This window comes from Agarilytica rhodophyticola, from assembly GCF_002157225.2.
In the GTDB taxonomy this organism is placed as follows: domain Bacteria; phylum Pseudomonadota; class Gammaproteobacteria; order Pseudomonadales; family Cellvibrionaceae; genus Agarilytica; species Agarilytica rhodophyticola.
Map to the genome: position 1 here is coordinate 5,235,752 of NZ_CP020038.1, position 17,466 is coordinate 5,253,217.

Here is a 17,466-nt window from a genome sequence, read left to right on the forward strand (position 1 = left end):
TTTCTTAAGTCTTCTCTACCTGACTAAATTCTAGCTCAACAGGCGTTGAACGCCCAAAAATAAGAACTGCAACTTGTAGGCGGCTCTTTTCATAATTTACTTCTTCAACAACACCGTTGAAGTCGTTAAATGGCCCATCGGTAACTCGCACCATCTCACCAGGTTCAAACAAGGTTTTAGGCGTGGGCTTCTCAGCCGAATCATCGACTCTTTGTAAAATTAAATCGGCTTCTTTCTTAGTAATAGGTGCAGGTTTATCTGCTTTACCACCTATAAAACCCATCACTCGCGGAGTTTCTTTTACTAAATGCCAGCTATCGTCGGTTAAGTCCATTTCTACAAGAACATAGCCGGGAAAGAACTTTCTTTCAGACTTACGCTTTTGGCCGCCTTTTATCTCTACAACTTCTTCTGTGGGAACCAAGACTTCGCCAAAACTATCTTGCATTCCATGAAGTTCTATACGCTCTTTAAGCGCTGAGGCAACTTTTTTTTCGTAGCCAGAATAGGCGTGAACCACATACCAACGTTTTGCCATCGATTACGCCTCCTTAAAATCGCTTAACCAATTATCTTGTTTAGCCAATTATCCCAGTTAACCAATTTATTACAGTTAACCGATTATCATAGATGCGAGATAGCCAAAGAATGCATCCAGTCCCCATAATATAAGGGCTGCAACAAAAACAACGGCAACAACTATTAATGTAGTCTGGATAGTTTCTTGACGTGTTGGCCAAACAACTTTGCGAATTTCTATTTGAGCAGCTTTGAGCAACTCCCAAAATGAGTAGCCTTTAGCTGTATTGATCGCAATAAAACAAGCAACGCCACCAACAGCCACCAGAGCTAAAACACGGTATAATACCGGAAACTCTGCTGAATAATAAGAATTCGCTACCGCACCGCCTATTATAAGCGCAATAATGACAAGCCATTTAAGCCCGTCTAAACGAAATTCTACTGCTTCTGTTTTTGCATTCATGTGCAATCTCTAGGTATTAACACTTACATCTATAAATATGGCAGGCCAGGAGGGACTCGAACCCCCAACTTTCGGTTTTGGAGACCGACGCTCTACCAATTGAACTACTGGCCTATAACAAACTTCTAAATAAACAAAAAGGTTGGCGGAGGATACAGCCAACCTTTGTAGAAGTAAACCTAATTATTATGCAATAATTTTTGCTACAACACCTGCACCTACAGTACGACCACCTTCACGAATCGCAAAACGCAAACCTTCGTCCATCGCAATTGGGCAGATCAACGTCACTGTCATTTGAATGTTATCACCTGGCATCACCATCTCAACGCCTTCTGGTAATTCACAAGCACCGGTTACGTCCGTGGTACGGAAGTAAAACTGGGGACGGTAGCCTTTAAAGAAAGGCGTATGACGACCACCTTCATCTTTGGACAAGACGTATACTTCACCTTCGAAAGTCGTGTGAGGCGTAATAGAACCTACATGCGCCAATACTTGACCACGCTCTACTTCTTCACGCTTAGTACCACGCAACAGAACACCCACGTTCTCACCTGCACGGCCTTCGTCAAGTAACTTACGGAACATTTCAACACCGGTGACAGTCGTCTTTGTCGTCTCTTTAACACCGACAATTTCAACTTCTTCACCTACTTTAACAATACCGCGCTCAACACGACCTGTCACAACCGTTCCACGACCTTGGATCGAGAACACGTCTTCGATAGGCATAATGAAAGCACCGTCGATCGCACGCTCTGGCTCAGGAATGTATTCATCCAACGTCTCAACCAACTTCTTAACCGCTGATGTACCCAATTCGTTGTCGTCTTGACCGTTCAACGCCATCAAAGCAGAACCCGCAATAATGGGCGTGTCGTCTCCTGGGAATTCATACTCAGAAAGAAGATCACGTAATTCCATTTCAACCAATTCCAACATCTCTGCGTATTCTTCTGAGTCTACACCGCCACAGTCTTCTGCTAGAAGGTCTGCTTTGTTCAAGAACACCACAATGTAAGGTACACCTACCTGACGAGACAACAAGATGTGCTCACGTGTTTGTGGCATAGGGCCATCCGTAGAACCACACACTAAGATCGCACCGTCCATTTGAGCAGCACCAGTGATCATGTTTTTCACGTAGTCCGCGTGTCCTGGACAGTCAACGTGGGCGTAGTGACGCGTAGGCGAGTCATACTCAACGTGAGACGTCGCGATGGTGATACCGCGCTCACGCTCTTCCGGTGCATTATCGATACCATCAAAGGCAACGGCGTCACCGCCCCATACTTCCGCACACACGCGCGTTAAGGCTGCTGTTAATGTTGTTTTACCGTGGTCAACGTGACCTATCGTGCCTACGTTTACATGCGGTTTGTTTCTTTCAAATTTTTCCTTTGCCATTGCGATGGTTTCCTCAACTGGGACTATTCACATTCTAAAAAAGATCATTAAAAATGGAGCTCATAACCGGACTTGAACCGGTGACCTCTTCCTTACCAAGGAAGTGCTCTACCGACTGAGCTATATGAGCAAAAATCTTCAATTGGAGCGGGCAGCGGGAATCGAACCCGCATCATCAGCTTGGAAGGCTGAGGTTCTACCATTAAACTATGCCCGCGAGACGCCTAGCAAGACACCAACGATCAATTGCTCAGTCCAGCGCTAAAAGCCTTGCTAGCATATAAGAGTTAACAGGCCTTTCACACTTGATAAAAGATTTTCTAAGTAGACAACTAATTCAACTAGCTACTGATACAGTAAATAATGCAGTATTATGAACTTACACTTGATCTACTCTAGGTTAGCGCCTTAAAGCGCTAACAAAACAATTCTTGAAAGTTAATGGTGCAGGGGGGTGGATTCGAACCACCGAAGCTTGCGCGTCAGATTTACAGTCTGATCCCTTTGGCCACTCGGGAACCCCTGCATGCACTTTAACTTACTAAATAACTCTTGCTTGCATATGCTCACATAATTTTGCGAGCCACTCAGAACAATCGGCCTTCTGAGTAAGTTTCTGAACAAGTCGCCTTTTGGCGACCCGGCAGAAAAATGGAGCTGGTGAGAGGAGTCGAACCCCCGACCGGCTGATTACAAGTCAGCTGCTCTACCAACTGAGCTACACCAGCTCTACAAACCACTTTTTAGTTGTGTCTCTCAAAGTGGAGGCGGGATTCTAGTGAAAGTTTTACTGGGAAGCAACATCTAAACAATAATTTTGTCTTCTTTCGAGCATATTTATTCCTTCCATAGCTCGCTCCCAGCTCAAACTGCTCATTTTTGCGCCTTCACCGGGTGCAAGCATGACCCAGGTCTCGTGATAAGACCTTTCGATCTCATCAATTTTTGGTTCAAGTCCGAGTGCTCTAATTTGCTTTATTCGAACGTCAGATGATGATTTTTTGCTAAACATGCCTAAAGAAATACCATTGGCTAATTCTCCTTTAGGGATGACATAACTATCAATTCTCTTCGCCTGCAGCTCACCGAGTAACCGGAGTGCTTCCTGTCGACTTGATTGTGGCTCAAGATATACCCAATAACCTGGCCCAGCAGGCAACTCAATATCTCTTACCGAACTAGATATTTCGATCGCATTTAAACGTTCAACAAAATTATTGGCTTCCTCAGTGGATTTAAATGGTCCGACAAGCTCACAAAAAGGCTTACCACTATTTTGTTCTGCCCGACGGGCTTTATTGCTAAGTACGGACAAGCTAGAAGCTTTAGGTAGTCTCGAAGAAGCACCTTTTGAGTCACTATTAAGCTCAGACAAAAGAATAAGCTCAGGAAAACTAGCGTAGGGGTTGGGAGTGCTACTACTGGTAGCAGGTTGACGAGACGATGAAGGAGTAACAAGCATTCCCCAAGCAAAAGCTAGAAGATTAAGAAAACTAAGAGAGAAAAATATCCAGCGCATAGAGTTAAGCTCAAAACATCAATACGATGTAGTTAATAATAACTGAAATACATGAGAACTGGTTACAATTCCAGTTAAGATTCCGTCTGCATTAAACCCTCCAAAACCAAATATTCACTTATTTGTGCGTGCTCTGGCAAAAATGATTTGACCGAAAAGGCGTCACCGCCGGTCACAAAGATTTTTGTATCGGGTTCCATTTTGGCCGTCAGCTCTGCCATAAACCCTTTTATCATCGCACTCAAGCCGTTAGCCACGCAAGGAATGGTATCGCAGCCCAATTTCCAGTCATGGTGAATATTAATAGCATCCACCTTAACAGCTGAGGTTTTCTCGAACAGTGCTCGTCTCATCATAGCTATACCAGGCACAATAAGTCCTCCCTGATGCAGCCCAGAATGATCAATACAATCCACGGTCAGAGCACTACCTGCATCCACTACAAGGCAGGCGCTTTGCACCTTTTGCCAAGCAGCTAGCATTGCTAACCATCGATCCACACCCAGGTTATCGATATTCGCGTAAGAAGCGGTAACACCGCCGTAATGCTTTTTCACTTTAGCGAAGGATGGCGATAAACCTAAATACGTTTCTCCCCATCGGGATATGCTTATATTTTTTTCTGCAACAACTGAAGAGACGGCAAACGATGTAATGGTTTTGGTTGGTAGATTTTCAATTTTTTGCTCGAGGGAGAGCATATTGGCAGAATTGATTACACCGCAATCAATAAGAGAGGAGTTTTCTTCTATAGCCCATTTCCAACGTGTGTTACCGGCATCTAATAAGAGTCTCATTGGTTTACCCGTAAACTAATTTCACCACCGACAAAATGCATTTCTGTGTTATCAACCATCAATATAACAGCCCCAGTTTCAGATACACCTAGCATTTTTCCTGTCACAACTTTTGACGGCGTTACCAAAGAGACTTCTTGGTTACAATATGCCCCTTTGCGCTGCCAGCGCTGGCGGTAAAACGCAAAACCTTTGTCTTGATAATCGCTCAACAGAGTTAACAAGTGTTTTAAGACTATCCCGGCAATTTCACTGCGCGAAGGCAATTCATTGTTTTCTGGCAGTAAGGACTTAATATCAGTCCATGCTTGATCAACGTCCAACATAAACTGCTCTGGCATCGCAACGTTGAGTCCAACACCGACAACCACGTGACACTGACCACTCATATCACCGACGATTTCTATGAGCACTCCTCCAAGCTTGGCCCCACTGTATAGAATATCATTTGGCCATTTAAGGGAAGTATCAGGCAAGCCTAGTTCTTCTAAAGCTTCTGCGATAGCCACCCCTACAGCAAGACTTAAGCCTTCCATAACGGCGATACCATTATCAAACGGCCACGCGATAGACAGATATAGATTGCGTGCAAAGGGGCTTTGCCATACCCGCCCTCGCCGACCGCGCCCACCCGTTTGCATTTCGGCTAAGCAAATACTTTTAATCGCCGTATTCTGATCTGCATTCACCTGGTCAAAAAGATATTTATTGGTAGAGTCGATCACAGGCAATACCGAAATCATATCCAGTTGTTGCAATAAATTATCCGGCAAACAATTTGCCAATGTTTTTTTATCGATAAGGCTAAGACCACCGGCAATACAATATCCAAGTCCTCGCGAACTCTCAACTTGAATACCTATATCGGCAAGCTGCTGAAGATTTTTCCAAACTGCTGCCCTACTGATCCCCAATAATGCCCCTAGGCTCTCCCCAGAATGGAAACTACCATCAGACATAAGCCTTAACAAAGATAAGGTCGATTCATTAATCATGATACTCTCAATCAAGATAACAGCGTTGATATCGTGCGCCAAAGGAAGTCAAAATCTCGTAGCTAATAGTACCCGCTGCTCTAGCAAGATCGTCAATCGATACGTTTTCACCAAGAATTTCTATTGCTGCTCCTTCATGTATATCACTAGCACTTGGCACATCGGTAATATCAAACATTGTTGAGTCCATAGAAATTCTGCCAACAATGGGTACTTTGTGGCCAGCTAAAAATCCCCAGCCCTTATTTCCTAAACTACGCATAATACCATCAGCATAGCCACCACTTGCGATGGCAATCACACGATTCTCATCAAACCTTCTTGTCGCCCCGTAGCCAATAGCTTCACCTGCGACGAGGTGACGAATTTGAAGAATGGGCAAGCTCAATCCAACCACAGGCTGCATGGGATTAATTTTAAGCCCGGGATTACCACCGTATAAAGCTATGCCGGGCCTTACAATATCTCCGTGGGTATGTTCACCTAAAAATATACCAGCAGAGTTTGCTAAGCTAGTTTTGACATCAAAACCCTTAGCTTTTAATGCGGTGTACATATCATTGAAACGAGCAATTTGCAGAGCATTCAGATTGTGATCAGTATCGTCAGCGCAAGCGAGATGACTCATCAAGTAGGTAATTTTTGCCTCGCGAAATAAAACGTCATCTTCTAGTAAACGATTAAAATCTGTTGCTTCCAAGCCCAGGCGTCCCATACCTGTATCCACCTTGAGTACTGCCTGAGCATTGGCGCTATTGTCACCGAGTTTTCTAAGGGCAGTAACCCAGCGCGTTAACATGCTGTAGGAAACAATAACAGGAATGATATTACGTTCGACAAACGTTTCTTCAGCACCGGCAATGCATCCTGAAAGCACAAATATAAGCGCATCTGGCCCCAACAAGGATTGTAGTTGTATTGCCTCTTTCAAATTAGCGACAAAAAAATTGCGGCAGCCTGCTTCATATATTTTAGGAGCAATACGGTCGACACCAAGACCATAGGCATTCGCTTTTACTACTGCACCGCAATGAGTATCTGTATGGAGTTTGCCGGCAATATAACGCCAATTGTCTGCAATAGCTCTTAGGTCTACAGACAGTTCACCTGTTGGATAAGCCATAAATTGTTACCGAGAATATTTCGATTGCTATAGTACATTTTAAGACAACTAGGCTACCTGTCGCTTAATTTTCCATAAGTTTAAACACAATAAGCGAAGCTGTTAACTCTAAACTTCGTTAACATCGTCTTGTCGTTCGTAATAAATATAGATAAGACTCATATTCAGATCATAAAAAAACGCCCCTTTTGGGGCGCCTTTTTATTATTACAAAACTTGTCTACACAAATCGAATGAGATGGGCTAACACAGAAGCAACTCGTGCTAAAAGATCGTTCTAGCTAAGCTGCGACAAAATATCTTCAGAAATATCTGCATTAGTATGTACAGCTTGTACATCATCTAAATCTTCAAGCATATCCACTAAAGCAATCGTTTTTTCTGCATCACTTACTGTGGTAATAGGTATCATTGTTGATGCAATCATACTTATTTCCGAGTTCGAAGGTTCCAAGCCACTTGTTATCAGAGCATCTTTTACATTTAGATAGTCTTCAAACGCGGTGATAACTTCCACTGATCCGTCTTCCTTACCTTCCACATCCTCAGCACCGCACTCTAAAGCAGCTTCCATTATTTGCTCTTCATCTGCGCCAGGAGCAAAAAATATTTGTCCTTTTTTCTCAAATAAATACGCAACAGAACCATCCGTTCCTAAATTACCACCGCGCTTACTAAAAGCATGTCGCACCTCAGAAACCGTACGATTACGATTATCAGTTAAACATTCAACCAATATAGCAACACCACCTACACCGTAACCTTCATACACGATCTCATCGTAGTTATCGCCATCGGTATCGCCAGCACCGCGAGCTATGGCTTTATCAATGGTGTCGCGTTTCATATTTGCGCCCAGGGCCTTATCAATCACTGCACGCAATTTAGGATTATCATCAGGATTACCACCAGCTTTTGCAGCCACAGTAAGCTCACGAATAATCTTAGTAAAAATTTTAGCGCGCTTTGAGTCCTGCGCGGCTTTACGATGCTTGGTGTTTGCCCATTTACTATGGCCAGCCATCATTCACCACCTTGTCGTATTATTGAGTTATGTCTTGTTTGGAAAAGGCTTCCGGCCTTTCCCAAAGATCGTCAAAATGTATATTAAATTAAGCCTACTATTACTCAGAATCAGCAGATGGCTTTACTTCGGATACTTTGGACTTTAAACGGATGTGCAGCTCGTCAAGCTGCTGCTTATCAACAGCTCCTGGGGCATCGGTCATAACACATGCCGCCGTTTGCGTTTTCGGGAATGCAATAACATCACGAATCGACTCTGAGTCGGTCATCAACATAATAAGACGATCCAGACCGAAAGCAAGCCCACCATGTGGAGGGGCACCGTATTTTAAAGCATCGAGCAAGAAACCAAATTTCTCACGCTGTTCTTGTTCGCCAATTCCCAAAACATCGAACACAGTTTGCTGCATTTCCTGGCGATGAATACGAATTGAACCTCCGCCAAGTTCAGTACCGTTAAGCACCATATCATACGCGCGAGATAACGCAGTCTCAGGATTATCTTTGAGTTCTTGAGCACTACAAGAAGGCGCAGTAAAAGGGTGATGCAAAGCTGTCAAACCAGAGCCTGCTTCTTCAAACATTGGAAAATCAACTACCCAAAGTGGTGCCCACTCACAGGTATACAAATTAAGATCTTCTCCTAATTTACAACGCAAAGCACCGAGTGCCTCAGAAACCACTTTGGCACTATCGGCACCAAAGAAAATTAAATCTCCATTCTCTGCTTCGACCCGATCTAACACTGCTTGAACGACTTCTGCTGGCAAATGCTTAATAATGGGGGACTGCAAGCCATTCTCTATATCCGATTTATCATTGACCTTAATATAGGCCAAGCCTCTAGCACCATAAATACTGACAAACTTGCCATAGGCATCCACTTTTTTACGAGGAATTTCTGCCCCTTTAGGTACTCGCAAAGCTGTTACACGCCCTTTCGGATCTTTTGCGGGACCTGCAAATACTTTGAATTCCACATCTTGCATCAAATCTTTAATTTCAGTCAGTTGCAAAGGAATTCTTAGATCCGGTTTATCAGATCCATATTTCTCCATAGCCTCAGAGTATGGCATACGAGGAAAATCGCCTAAATCCACGCCTTTTAAATCCAGGAAGATTTTACGCACCATCCCCTCAGTGATAGACATAATCTCATCTTCGTTAAGAAAAGATGTCTCGATATCTATTTGAGTAAATTCAGGCTGACGATCGGCTCGCAAATCTTCGTCGCGAAAACATTTGGCAATTTGGTAATAACGGTCAAAACCCGAAACCATTAATAGTTGTTTAAACAATTGCGGCGATTGAGGAAGCGCAAAAAAACAATTTTCATGTGTGCGTGAAGGCACTAAATAATCACGCGCTCCTTCTGGTGTGGCTCGGGTGAGGATTGGCGTCTCGATATCAAGAAAATCATTGTCATCGAGAAAATTTCTTACGGCAGAGGTAACTTTTGAGCGAAAACGCAAGTTTTCTTGCATTTTTTCTCTTCTTAAATCGAGATATCGATATGTTAAGCGGACGTCTTCGCCTACGTTAGTGTGAGAGTCCAGCTGAAACGGGGGGGTCTCAGAAACATTTAGAATTTCCAGTTCAGTACCATAAACCTCTACTTCACCGGTAGCCATATTAGGATTAACGGTGGCTTCTGATCTAGCACGCACTCGCCCTTTAACCGACAACACATATTCTGTACGAACCTTGTCTGCTAGAGCAAAGTTTTCTTCCCCATCAGGATCAAATACGACCTGCACTATCCCGTCGCGATCGCGCAGATCGATAAAAATTACGCCACCATGGTCACGACGGCGATCTACCCAACCGCATAAACTGACTTCTTGATCGATGTTGGAAGCGTTTAAAGCACCACAATAGACGCTGCGCATATCAAAATTCCTTCGGTATATTAATTAGGATGATTCAGTTTTTTTACTTGTTGCACCTGCACTGGTTGCTTTTGTAGCATTACTATCAGTACTTGATGTGCCTTCTTTTTTTGCACTTGTCTCTGCGGGTTTATCACCAGACACTAAGTTTTTCTTATTACCTGACTTAAAATCAGTCTCATACCAACCGCCACCTTTAAGGCGAAAGGCTGCCGCAGATACTTTCTTTTTCAATGCCTCATTTTTGCACTTTGGGCATTGCAGTAGCGGTTCATCGCTCATCTTTTGGAGAGCTTCAAACTCGTGCCCACAATGTTCACATTTATACTCGTAAATTGGCATAGCACACCTCAAAAACAACTACTTAGCCTGGTCAAAGAGCCTTTAGCCCAATAAAAAAGAGCCTTTAGCTCAATCAAAAAGCCAGGCTGTCAAACTCCTGATTGAAAAAAGCGCGGCATTATACCCTAGCAATATGCGATCATGAAGGCACTGAACCAAAACAAATCCCGATTAATATGCGTTAACCCTCTCAAAGTCCAATATTCGATAGAATTCATGCATGACTTACTAGCTTACGTCCAGTCCAACTGCTCCACATCGTCTTTCATGCACTTTTTCAATTAAGACAATTCCTAGTTAGTTGCTTCTAGTCAAAGAACCTCACAAAGTCCCAACTAACATATCCTCATGTTCAAAGCTTGTTCCACTTTCATCATTTTCCGCTCCCCTCTTATTCCAATGATGGTATCTATAAAGAGGTAAATTAAGTGTGGGCAAGCTCAAGCAACAATCTTTAATCGATATGCATGAATTATTCATCCTTATTTTCGTATATGTGACAAAATCCCCTTACAAAAACTTCACTGTTGGCATTTTTTTTTGTCCGAAAATGGGAAAATATCGGGGAATCAAATACACTATATTTAAGGGATATTTATGACTCTCAACGGTAATTTATTCACAATTCTCGAAGTTTATGCGCTATTTTTAATCAAATAAACAAAAAACTCTGTATTTATAGTGTTTTTTAGTTGCCTATAAACCCGGAATACACTATATATACGCTCGACTGAAGTAAAAAACCGAAAGTCACTCATGGTCACCCGTGAAAGTAACCACGAGAGTCACACAATTAACCGCCGTCACTTCTACAGTATTACTTGTTGACACGGATTAAAACAAGTTAAAAAACAAAGTAAAATAAGGTAATAGAGGCATATACATGGCTGCACGTAAAACAACTGCAAAGAAAGCTGCTGCAAAAAAAGTAGCAAAAAAAGCTCCTGTTCGAAAAACTGCTGCAAAGGCTGCTGCTAAAGCGGCTCCAGCTAAAAAGGTTAAGGCAGTAAAAGAACGTTTTTCTAAGACTCAGATGTTAAACCAGATTTCCGAATCTACCGAGTTGTCGCGTAAGCAAGTATCGTCGGTTTTAGACGAGCTAACTGACATTATCGAAGCCCACGTTATGAAAAGAGGTTGTGGCGAATTCGTAATGCCAGGTCTATTTAAGATTGTTACTGTGAAAAAACCAGCGCGTAAAGCACGTAAAGGTATCAACCCATTCACTGGTGAAGAAACAACATTTGCTGCCAAACCAGCTAGCATTGCTGTTAAAATTCGTCCATTGAAAAAGCTCAAAGAAATGGCTGAGTAATCTCCTAAAAGTCTGTCCAAAACGGCCTGTTCGGGCCGTTTTTATCCTAACCTCACTCTCCTTGACACAAACCAGTGTCGAAGCTTCAATAATAAAGTAGTTTTGTCAGTAACCAAAAAGCAAACGATCACACTCTTTTCTAATGTTCGAATAATCTAATTCACTACTGGTGTAAAAAAACGAACCTCTACCTATTCGATACATACTCACTAAAAAATACACTTTAAAAATTATGTTAAATAGGTATGTCATATGGGTGCAGGTAGGCTTGCGGCCTGGAAAGCCAGACAAGAATCGGCTAGAACAAATAATATTGCCTACACGCCTGTAGCGGCAACAAATTGGCAGAGATCAACCACAACCCGCACACCGGCTTTCCCCTCAGCCAGCAGCAGCCTAGTCCAGCGGCCCCAATTAGATAAACCTCTGTCTGCAAAAGTCAGAATCAATATCGGGACGGTCGACAACCCTATATTTTTAGTCGGAAAGTTGGCCAATGTTAGACTAGACGGGAATTGTTTCTTCAATGCGCTGCAGCAAAGCGCTCTCACATGGAAAGCTAATAGCTGGGAAGCATGCTCTAGCGAGGACAATACCATCGATAAAGCGCCAATCAAGCGCCAAGCTATCGACTGGGAGTATGCAAGAGATAATTTAACAATGGATCAAAAGGACTGGATAGAAAATGTCGATATCCCGGACCAACGAACAAGGTATTTTAACAAACAAAATGACAGCTCGTTCACCTTACAGGATTACTTTAATCAGTTAGCTAAAAACGGTACTCATATTCCCGTATCTAAGATATGTGAAGTTATCTCCAAACACTTAAATATGGATATTATAGTTGGCTCACTCAACGCTGGTGCACAAATGATTCCCGATGAAAATCGAGAAACTCCCATTGATATTAATGTCGTAGCTAAATTCTCAGTAAATAACCCGGAGCGAAAAGCTATTATTATCTCCAACGGGGTAGAAAGTTCTTCAGGACACTTTTTCGCATTCGTGCCTGAAAACTTTAATTCAGTAAATGATAATGCCGATCCCCTTCAGGAATATCAAGATCTCGCCAAAGAAACAGCAGAGACTATTGTTAACCAATTTAAAGGATTAAGTAATTGGTTTAAAAATAAGTAAGTCGTGTTGTTAACCCGGCTTAATGAAATGCCGGGTTAGTAAGGTTATCGTTTAAAACTAATTCGGTGTGGCAATATTAATATCATACGCTCGTGGCAAAGGCTTTTTGCCTAAAATGATAAACCTTAAGGTGAAAAACTCGCCGCCGACGAGTCATTTTTATCTAGCTGACAATCTGCTTGGAAATCTTCCCCAACAAGGGAAGAATGCAATCGATTCAAGCGTTCGCTAAGCAACTCATCGCTATAAGATTTTGATTCGCCAGAATAACCCCAAATAGCTTTTGGCCATGCTACATCATCTTCAAAACGAGCAACGTGATGCACATGTAGTTGTGGTACAAGATTACCCAGTGCTGCAATGTTCATCGTTGTTGGCGCAAATATAGACGTCATAACTTCAGATAAATGGGAGGATTCGCGAATTAATTGAGCTTGATCTTGTTGCGCAAGATGGTGAATCTCTCGGATATTGGGTCTTTTTGGCACCAATATGAGCCAGGGATAATTCGCATCTTTATGGAGGAGCACAAGACTTAACCTAAATTGACCAACTACGACGGTCTCTTTTTTCAGTTGTTCATGAAGTTCGAACATAAGTATTCCTCAATTGATTCTTCACCCGTAGAATAGGCGCTTTACCGAGACAATGCTCAGCGTTGCTTTCGGGTTACCAGTTAGACGTATATTATCAAGCTGGCCTCATACAATATATTGGGGCCACTGAGAAACTACAAGCAAGCTGGTCAATATTATAAGTTTTTTAATATATTAATAGATTTCTGCATACTCAAAGGGTTCCCATGCGCGCAAGTCAATTTCTCATTGCCACACAAAAAGAAACACCTTCAGACGCTGAGGTGATCAGCCATCAACTAATGCTGCGAGCAGGATTAATAAGGAAGATGGCTTCAGGCCTCTATAACTGGCTGCCACTGGGCTTGAGAATACTGCGCAAAGTAGAAAATATTGTACGAGAAGAGATGAATAAGTCCGGCGCTATGGAGCTACTGATGCCAGTGGTGCAGCCGGCTGAGCTTTGGCAAGAATCTGGTCGTTGGGCGCAATATGGGCCCGAATTATTGCGTATAGCCGATAGGCATCAACGAGATTTTTGTCTTGGCCCAACACATGAAGAAGTGATTACCGACTTAATAAGAAATGAAATTAGCAGCTATAAGCAATTACCCGTAAATTTTTACCAAATACAGACTAAGTTTCGCGATGAGGTAAGACCTCGTTTTGGCGTAATGCGCTCGCGTGAATTCATTATGAAAGATGCCTATTCCTTTCACGCCAGCCAAGAGTCTTTGCAGGAAACCTACGATGTCATGCATCAAACTTACTGCAATATCTTTAAACGTATCGGATTAGATTTTCGGCCGGTATTAGCAGACACAGGTTCTATCGGCGGTTCTGCGTCACACGAATTTCACGTACTGGCTGAAAGCGGAGAGGATGACATCGCCTTTAGTACAGAAAGTGAATATGCGGCAAATATTGAATTAGCTGAAGCTATTGCGCCAGAGTCTCAGGCAGATGAGAAGAAGTGCCTTGAAGAAGTGGCAACGCCTAATCAAAAAACCATTGAAGATATCAGTAATTTTCTTGATATTCCCGCACAACAAAGTGTCAAAACACTCATTGTCTTGGGCTGTGCTGAAGAGGGAGAAACCCCACCTTTGGTGGCTTTAGTATTGCGTGGTGACCACACTCTCAATGATATCAAAGCTAGCAAATTGGATGTCATTGCAGAGCCGATGGTGTTTGCTGATGAAGAGCGTATTAAAAATGAACTTGGTGCAGAAGTAGGATCTTTAGGGCCTATTGATTTAAACATTACCACAATAGTCGACAGATCTGCTGCTGCCTTGGTGAATTTTACGTGTGGCGCTAACAAAACCGGCTTCCACTTTATAAATGCCAACTGGAACTCCGATAGTATTCGAGTAGAGGATATTAGAAACGTCGTAATTGGCGACCCAAGCCCGTGCGGTAAGGGCACTTTAGAAATAAAGCGAGGTATAGAAGTTGGTCATATATTCCAGTTGGGAAGTAAGTATTCAGAAGCAATGAACGCCACTATTCTGGATGAGAATGGCAAAGAAAGAATTATGACAATGGGCTGTTACGGTATTGGTATTACCCGCATTGTCGCTTCTGCTATCGAACAGAACAGTGATGACAACGGTATTATCTGGCCCGATAGTATTACGCCATTTAATATCGCCATTGTCCCCATCAACTTACACAAGTCTGATGCGGTAAAAGATGAATGTGAACGAATTTACTCAGAACTTACTGCACAAGGCTTCGATGTTTTATTGATGGATGAACATAAAGCACGTCTAGGTGCTATGCTAGCGGATGTTGAACTTATGGGAATTCCCCATCGCGTAGTCGTAGGAGACCGGGGCTTGAAAGATAACAGAGTAGAATATAAAGGCCGCAGAGACAAAGATAGCCAAGATATAGCCGTGGCAGACATTGTCAGTTTTATCAGTGAGCAACACACCTAGGTCATGATTATTTTGACATCCTATCGGATTGTGATGACATGTCAGCTCGCGATGGCACTGCTGCTGAGCTGGGTGTTTTTCTCAGCTCAGGTTTATGCACAAACGCCGTCGCGTAACATTAAGCCACATGTAGATGATGAGTTGCGTAAAAAACTTAAATCCATTGTGGCTCAAGCAGATAGTTTTGAAGATCGCTTTGATGCTGAAGTTTGGCTAGTGCAAAAATCTCAGGTGTTACAAAGGTTTGTTAAAGATCACGATGAGCGGCTGAACATGCTCAAGGAAATACATCGAGCAGCCAAAATGGTAGATATACCACCGGAATTTATTTTGGCTGTTATTCAAATAGAAAGCCGCTTCGATCGCTACGCAGTATCATCGGTCGGTGCGCAAGGTATGATGCAAGTCATGCCCTTTTGGAAGAAAGAGATAGGCCGAGAAAGTGATAATTTAATGGACCTAAAAACTAATCTTAAATATGGCTGTACCATACTTAAACACTATCTAGATCGAGCCAAAGGCGACTGGAAAGAAGCTCTGGCCCGCTATAATGGTAGCTATGGCAAGTACTGGTATCCTGAAAAAGTTCTAGTGGCCTGGCAAAAATACTGGCGCTAGGTCATGCATTCAGTACTTTAAATAAGGCCTAAAGGTTTTTTAACTCCTCAGCAATTAAACGTATACCTTCATCGATAACTTGTTCACTTTGGCAATATGTGAGCCGAATACATTGCTGAGCATGATTCCAGCCCTCGTCTATACCAAAGAAAAAGTGAGAACCATCCATAATCAGCACCCCCTTCTTCTTCATCCTCTCATAAAGTTCAGTAGATGATATAGACAATTTAGGAAACCATAGCCAAAGAAAAAAAGCGCCCTCCGGCTGGTGCAATAAGTAAGGCAAACCGGCAAAGTACTTGTCGACACAAGAAACGGCAAAGTCGCGTCGAGAGCGATAAAACGGCTGCAAAGTGTTTTGGCATAACCCTACAAGATCACCATTATTAATAAGCGATGTCATCAGGCAAGGACCAAGATTACCATTAGCCAAACTCATGACTGTATTAACATTGACAACTTTCTCAATAATCTGTTCTGGGCCAATAATAATTCCAGCTCTCACTCCCGGCATACCGAGTTTTGAGCAGCTAATCACGTAAAGATTATCTGAATCAAAATGAATATGTTCACGGTTATACACCATACCGGGAAAAGGGTCGCCATAGGCACAATCAATAATAAAAGGAACGCCCTGTTGTTTTGCAATACTACTCAGGCGTAGCAGTTCCTCATTGGTTAAAACATTACCCGTAGGGTTGGTCGGTCGCGAGACACACAAAGCCGCATCCTGTTCATTAAGGGCTAGCGCATTAAAATCCACCTTATATTTAAAGCGAGTCGCATCGATATGTTCGATATGAGGGAGAAAACTCCGAAACAACTCATGCTCACTAGTCTGATCCGAGTACCCTAAATATTCAGGCATCATCGGGAAGACGATTTTTTTAGCAACACTATCGCCTTCTTGCCTACCTGCGAGAATATTGAGCAAAATAAAAAAAGCCGATTGACTACCATTGGTGGTGGCAACATTTGCCGCAGAAATATTCCAACCTAGCTGTTTGCGAATATAGGATACTAAAGCTTCAATAAAAACTTCTGATCCCTTAGGCGATTGATAAACCCCTACCAGTTTATTAATACCGTCAGGCTTATCAATAATTCCCGCTAGGTGTTTTGCTACTTCTGCCTCAAATTCAGGGATACGGGCAGGATTACCGCCACCTAAAAACAACAGTTCTGGATTCACATTTAAAGCATGGCCAAGATCTTCCATCAAACTAACGATGCCCGATTGACTTGTGAGTTTTTGACCAAATTGAGACAGCTTCATAACCCGTATTCACCTCGCTATTAACAATGCTGCAGGCATGATACAGGCTATAGAGCTAATTAAATATAAATTGACCTAATAAAATCGGCTATTTTGCTGTGTGTTACGGTCTCTTACTTATAACAGGCCATAACTTGCTAAAACATCTTGCAGTTTTTCTTTATTGACGGGCTTCTTAATAAAATCTAAAGCACCTAAGGACTTAACCCTATCGCGGGCTTCTGGCTGTATATCACCGGAGATGACGATAACGATGCATTTCAAGTTTTCACTCTTTACGTGTTCAAGAACGCCATAGCCATCCATTCCAGGCATGGTTAGATCCAGGAATACCATTTCACCCTTCCCTTGTCGGATGGCATCAATACCTTCAAGACCGTTGGTCGCGAACGTAATATCGACATCCCAAGAATCAGGTAAGGCACGTGCGACTTGTTTACGTGCCATATTGGAATCATCACAAATCAGTAGTGGTGTGGCCATGAATTCAATGTTGCTCTTGTCATCTTCTTT

17 protein-coding genes and 5 tRNA genes are annotated in these 17,466 nt (G+C 42.6%); 4 read left to right on the forward strand and 18 right to left on the reverse strand.

Going from position 1 to position 17,466, the window contains the following annotated elements; translation table 11 throughout:
• Nucleotides 1-4: 4 nt before the first annotated feature.
• The 15 genes from nusG to BVC89_RS21845 form a co-directional block, all read right to left on the reverse strand.
• On the reverse strand, nucleotides 5-538 hold the full coding sequence (gene nusG, locus BVC89_RS21775; protein WP_086933229.1) for a transcription termination/antitermination protein NusG: 534 nt from the start codon (nucleotides 536-538) through the stop codon (nucleotides 5-7).
• A gap of 75 nt (nucleotides 539-613) precedes the next feature.
• Nucleotides 614-985 (reverse strand): preprotein translocase subunit SecE, encoded by a 372-nt coding sequence (gene secE / locus BVC89_RS21780; RefSeq protein WP_086933230.1) that lies wholly within the window; start codon nucleotides 983-985, stop codon nucleotides 614-616.
• Nucleotides 986-1,023: 38 nt separating this feature from the next.
• A tRNA-Trp gene (locus BVC89_RS21785) sits at nucleotides 1,024-1,099 on the reverse strand.
• A gap of 72 nt (nucleotides 1,100-1,171) precedes the next feature.
• The gene (tuf, locus tag BVC89_RS21790; RefSeq protein ID WP_086933207.1) at nucleotides 1,172-2,395 is read right to left on the reverse strand and encodes an elongation factor Tu; all 1,224 of its coding nucleotides are present in this window, start codon (nucleotides 2,393-2,395) and stop codon (nucleotides 1,172-1,174) included.
• Between the two features lie 54 nt (nucleotides 2,396-2,449).
• A tRNA-Thr gene (locus BVC89_RS21795) sits at nucleotides 2,450-2,525 on the reverse strand.
• Nucleotides 2,526-2,538: 13 nt separating this feature from the next.
• A tRNA-Gly gene (locus BVC89_RS21800) sits at nucleotides 2,539-2,612 on the reverse strand.
• Nucleotides 2,613-2,837: 225 nt separating this feature from the next.
• A tRNA-Tyr gene (locus tag BVC89_RS21805) sits at nucleotides 2,838-2,921 on the reverse strand.
• A 126-nt stretch (nucleotides 2,922-3,047) separates the two neighbouring features.
• Nucleotides 3,048-3,123 (reverse strand) — tRNA-Thr (locus BVC89_RS21810).
• A 59-nt stretch (nucleotides 3,124-3,182) separates the two neighbouring features.
• Nucleotides 3,183-3,914, reverse strand: coding sequence for an SPOR domain-containing protein (locus BVC89_RS21815; RefSeq protein ID WP_086933231.1), 732 nt, complete (start codon nucleotides 3,912-3,914; stop codon nucleotides 3,183-3,185).
• A gap of 74 nt (nucleotides 3,915-3,988) precedes the next feature.
• A complete protein-coding gene (locus BVC89_RS21820; RefSeq protein WP_086933232.1) occupies nucleotides 3,989-4,711 on the reverse strand; it encodes a type III pantothenate kinase in 723 nt (240 codons plus the stop codon).
• Entirely contained in the window at nucleotides 4,708-5,706 is a 999-nt protein-coding gene (gene birA / locus BVC89_RS21825; RefSeq protein WP_245929187.1) for a bifunctional biotin--[acetyl-CoA-carboxylase] ligase/biotin operon repressor BirA, read from the reverse strand. The genes BVC89_RS21820 and birA overlap by 4 nt, the downstream gene beginning before the upstream one ends.
• 7 nt (nucleotides 5,707-5,713) lie before the next feature.
• Nucleotides 5,714-6,829: an alanine racemase gene (gene alr, locus BVC89_RS21830; protein WP_086933233.1), complete on the reverse strand. Its 1,116-nt coding sequence runs from the start codon at nucleotides 6,827-6,829 to the stop codon at nucleotides 5,714-5,716.
• A 277-nt stretch (nucleotides 6,830-7,106) separates the two neighbouring features.
• Nucleotides 7,107-7,853, reverse strand: coding sequence for a YebC/PmpR family DNA-binding transcriptional regulator (locus BVC89_RS21835; protein WP_086933234.1), 747 nt, complete (start codon nucleotides 7,851-7,853; stop codon nucleotides 7,107-7,109).
• 100 nt (nucleotides 7,854-7,953) lie between these two features.
• Nucleotides 7,954-9,744, reverse strand: a complete 1,791-nt coding sequence (gene aspS / locus BVC89_RS21840) for an aspartate--tRNA ligase (protein ID WP_086933235.1) — start codon at nucleotides 9,742-9,744, stop codon at nucleotides 7,954-7,956.
• A 24-nt stretch (nucleotides 9,745-9,768) separates the two neighbouring features.
• Nucleotides 9,769-10,086, reverse strand: coding sequence for an FmdB family zinc ribbon protein (locus BVC89_RS21845; protein WP_086933236.1), 318 nt, complete (start codon nucleotides 10,084-10,086; stop codon nucleotides 9,769-9,771).
• An 883-nt stretch (nucleotides 10,087-10,969) separates the two neighbouring features.
• Here BVC89_RS21845 and BVC89_RS21850 point away from each other — a divergent pair.
• Both BVC89_RS21850 and BVC89_RS21855 read left to right on the forward strand, forming a co-directional pair.
• Nucleotides 10,970-11,401: an HU family DNA-binding protein gene (locus BVC89_RS21850; RefSeq protein WP_086933237.1), complete on the forward strand. Its 432-nt coding sequence runs from the start codon at nucleotides 10,970-10,972 to the stop codon at nucleotides 11,399-11,401.
• Nucleotides 11,402-11,653: 252 nt separating this feature from the next.
• Nucleotides 11,654-12,541: a hypothetical protein gene (locus BVC89_RS21855; protein ID WP_086933238.1), complete on the forward strand. Its 888-nt coding sequence runs from the start codon at nucleotides 11,654-11,656 to the stop codon at nucleotides 12,539-12,541.
• A 125-nt stretch (nucleotides 12,542-12,666) separates the two neighbouring features.
• Here BVC89_RS21855 and BVC89_RS21860 read toward each other — a convergent pair whose 3' ends face one another.
• A complete protein-coding gene (locus tag BVC89_RS21860; RefSeq protein ID WP_086933239.1) occupies nucleotides 12,667-13,137 on the reverse strand; it encodes an HIT domain-containing protein in 471 nt (156 codons plus the stop codon).
• 206 nt (nucleotides 13,138-13,343) lie between these two features.
• On the opposite strand from BVC89_RS21860, the gene BVC89_RS21865 reads away from it, so the two are divergent.
• Nucleotides 13,344-15,059 (forward strand): proline--tRNA ligase, encoded by a 1,716-nt coding sequence (locus BVC89_RS21865; RefSeq protein ID WP_086933240.1) that lies wholly within the window; start codon nucleotides 13,344-13,346, stop codon nucleotides 15,057-15,059.
• 3 nt (nucleotides 15,060-15,062) lie between these two features.
• Complete coding sequence (locus tag BVC89_RS21870; protein ID WP_245929189.1) at nucleotides 15,063-15,677, forward strand: lytic transglycosylase domain-containing protein; 615 nt, start codon at nucleotides 15,063-15,065, stop codon at nucleotides 15,675-15,677.
• 28 nt (nucleotides 15,678-15,705) lie between these two features.
• On the opposite strand, the gene BVC89_RS21875 is transcribed toward BVC89_RS21870, so the two are convergent.
• A complete protein-coding gene (locus tag BVC89_RS21875) occupies nucleotides 15,706-16,953 on the reverse strand; it encodes a valine--pyruvate transaminase (protein WP_086933241.1) in 1,248 nt (415 codons plus the stop codon).
• A 117-nt stretch (nucleotides 16,954-17,070) separates the two neighbouring features.
• A complete protein-coding gene (locus BVC89_RS21880) occupies nucleotides 17,071-17,436 on the reverse strand; it encodes a response regulator (RefSeq protein WP_086933242.1) in 366 nt (121 codons plus the stop codon).
• Nucleotides 17,437-17,466 lie beyond the last annotated feature (30 nt).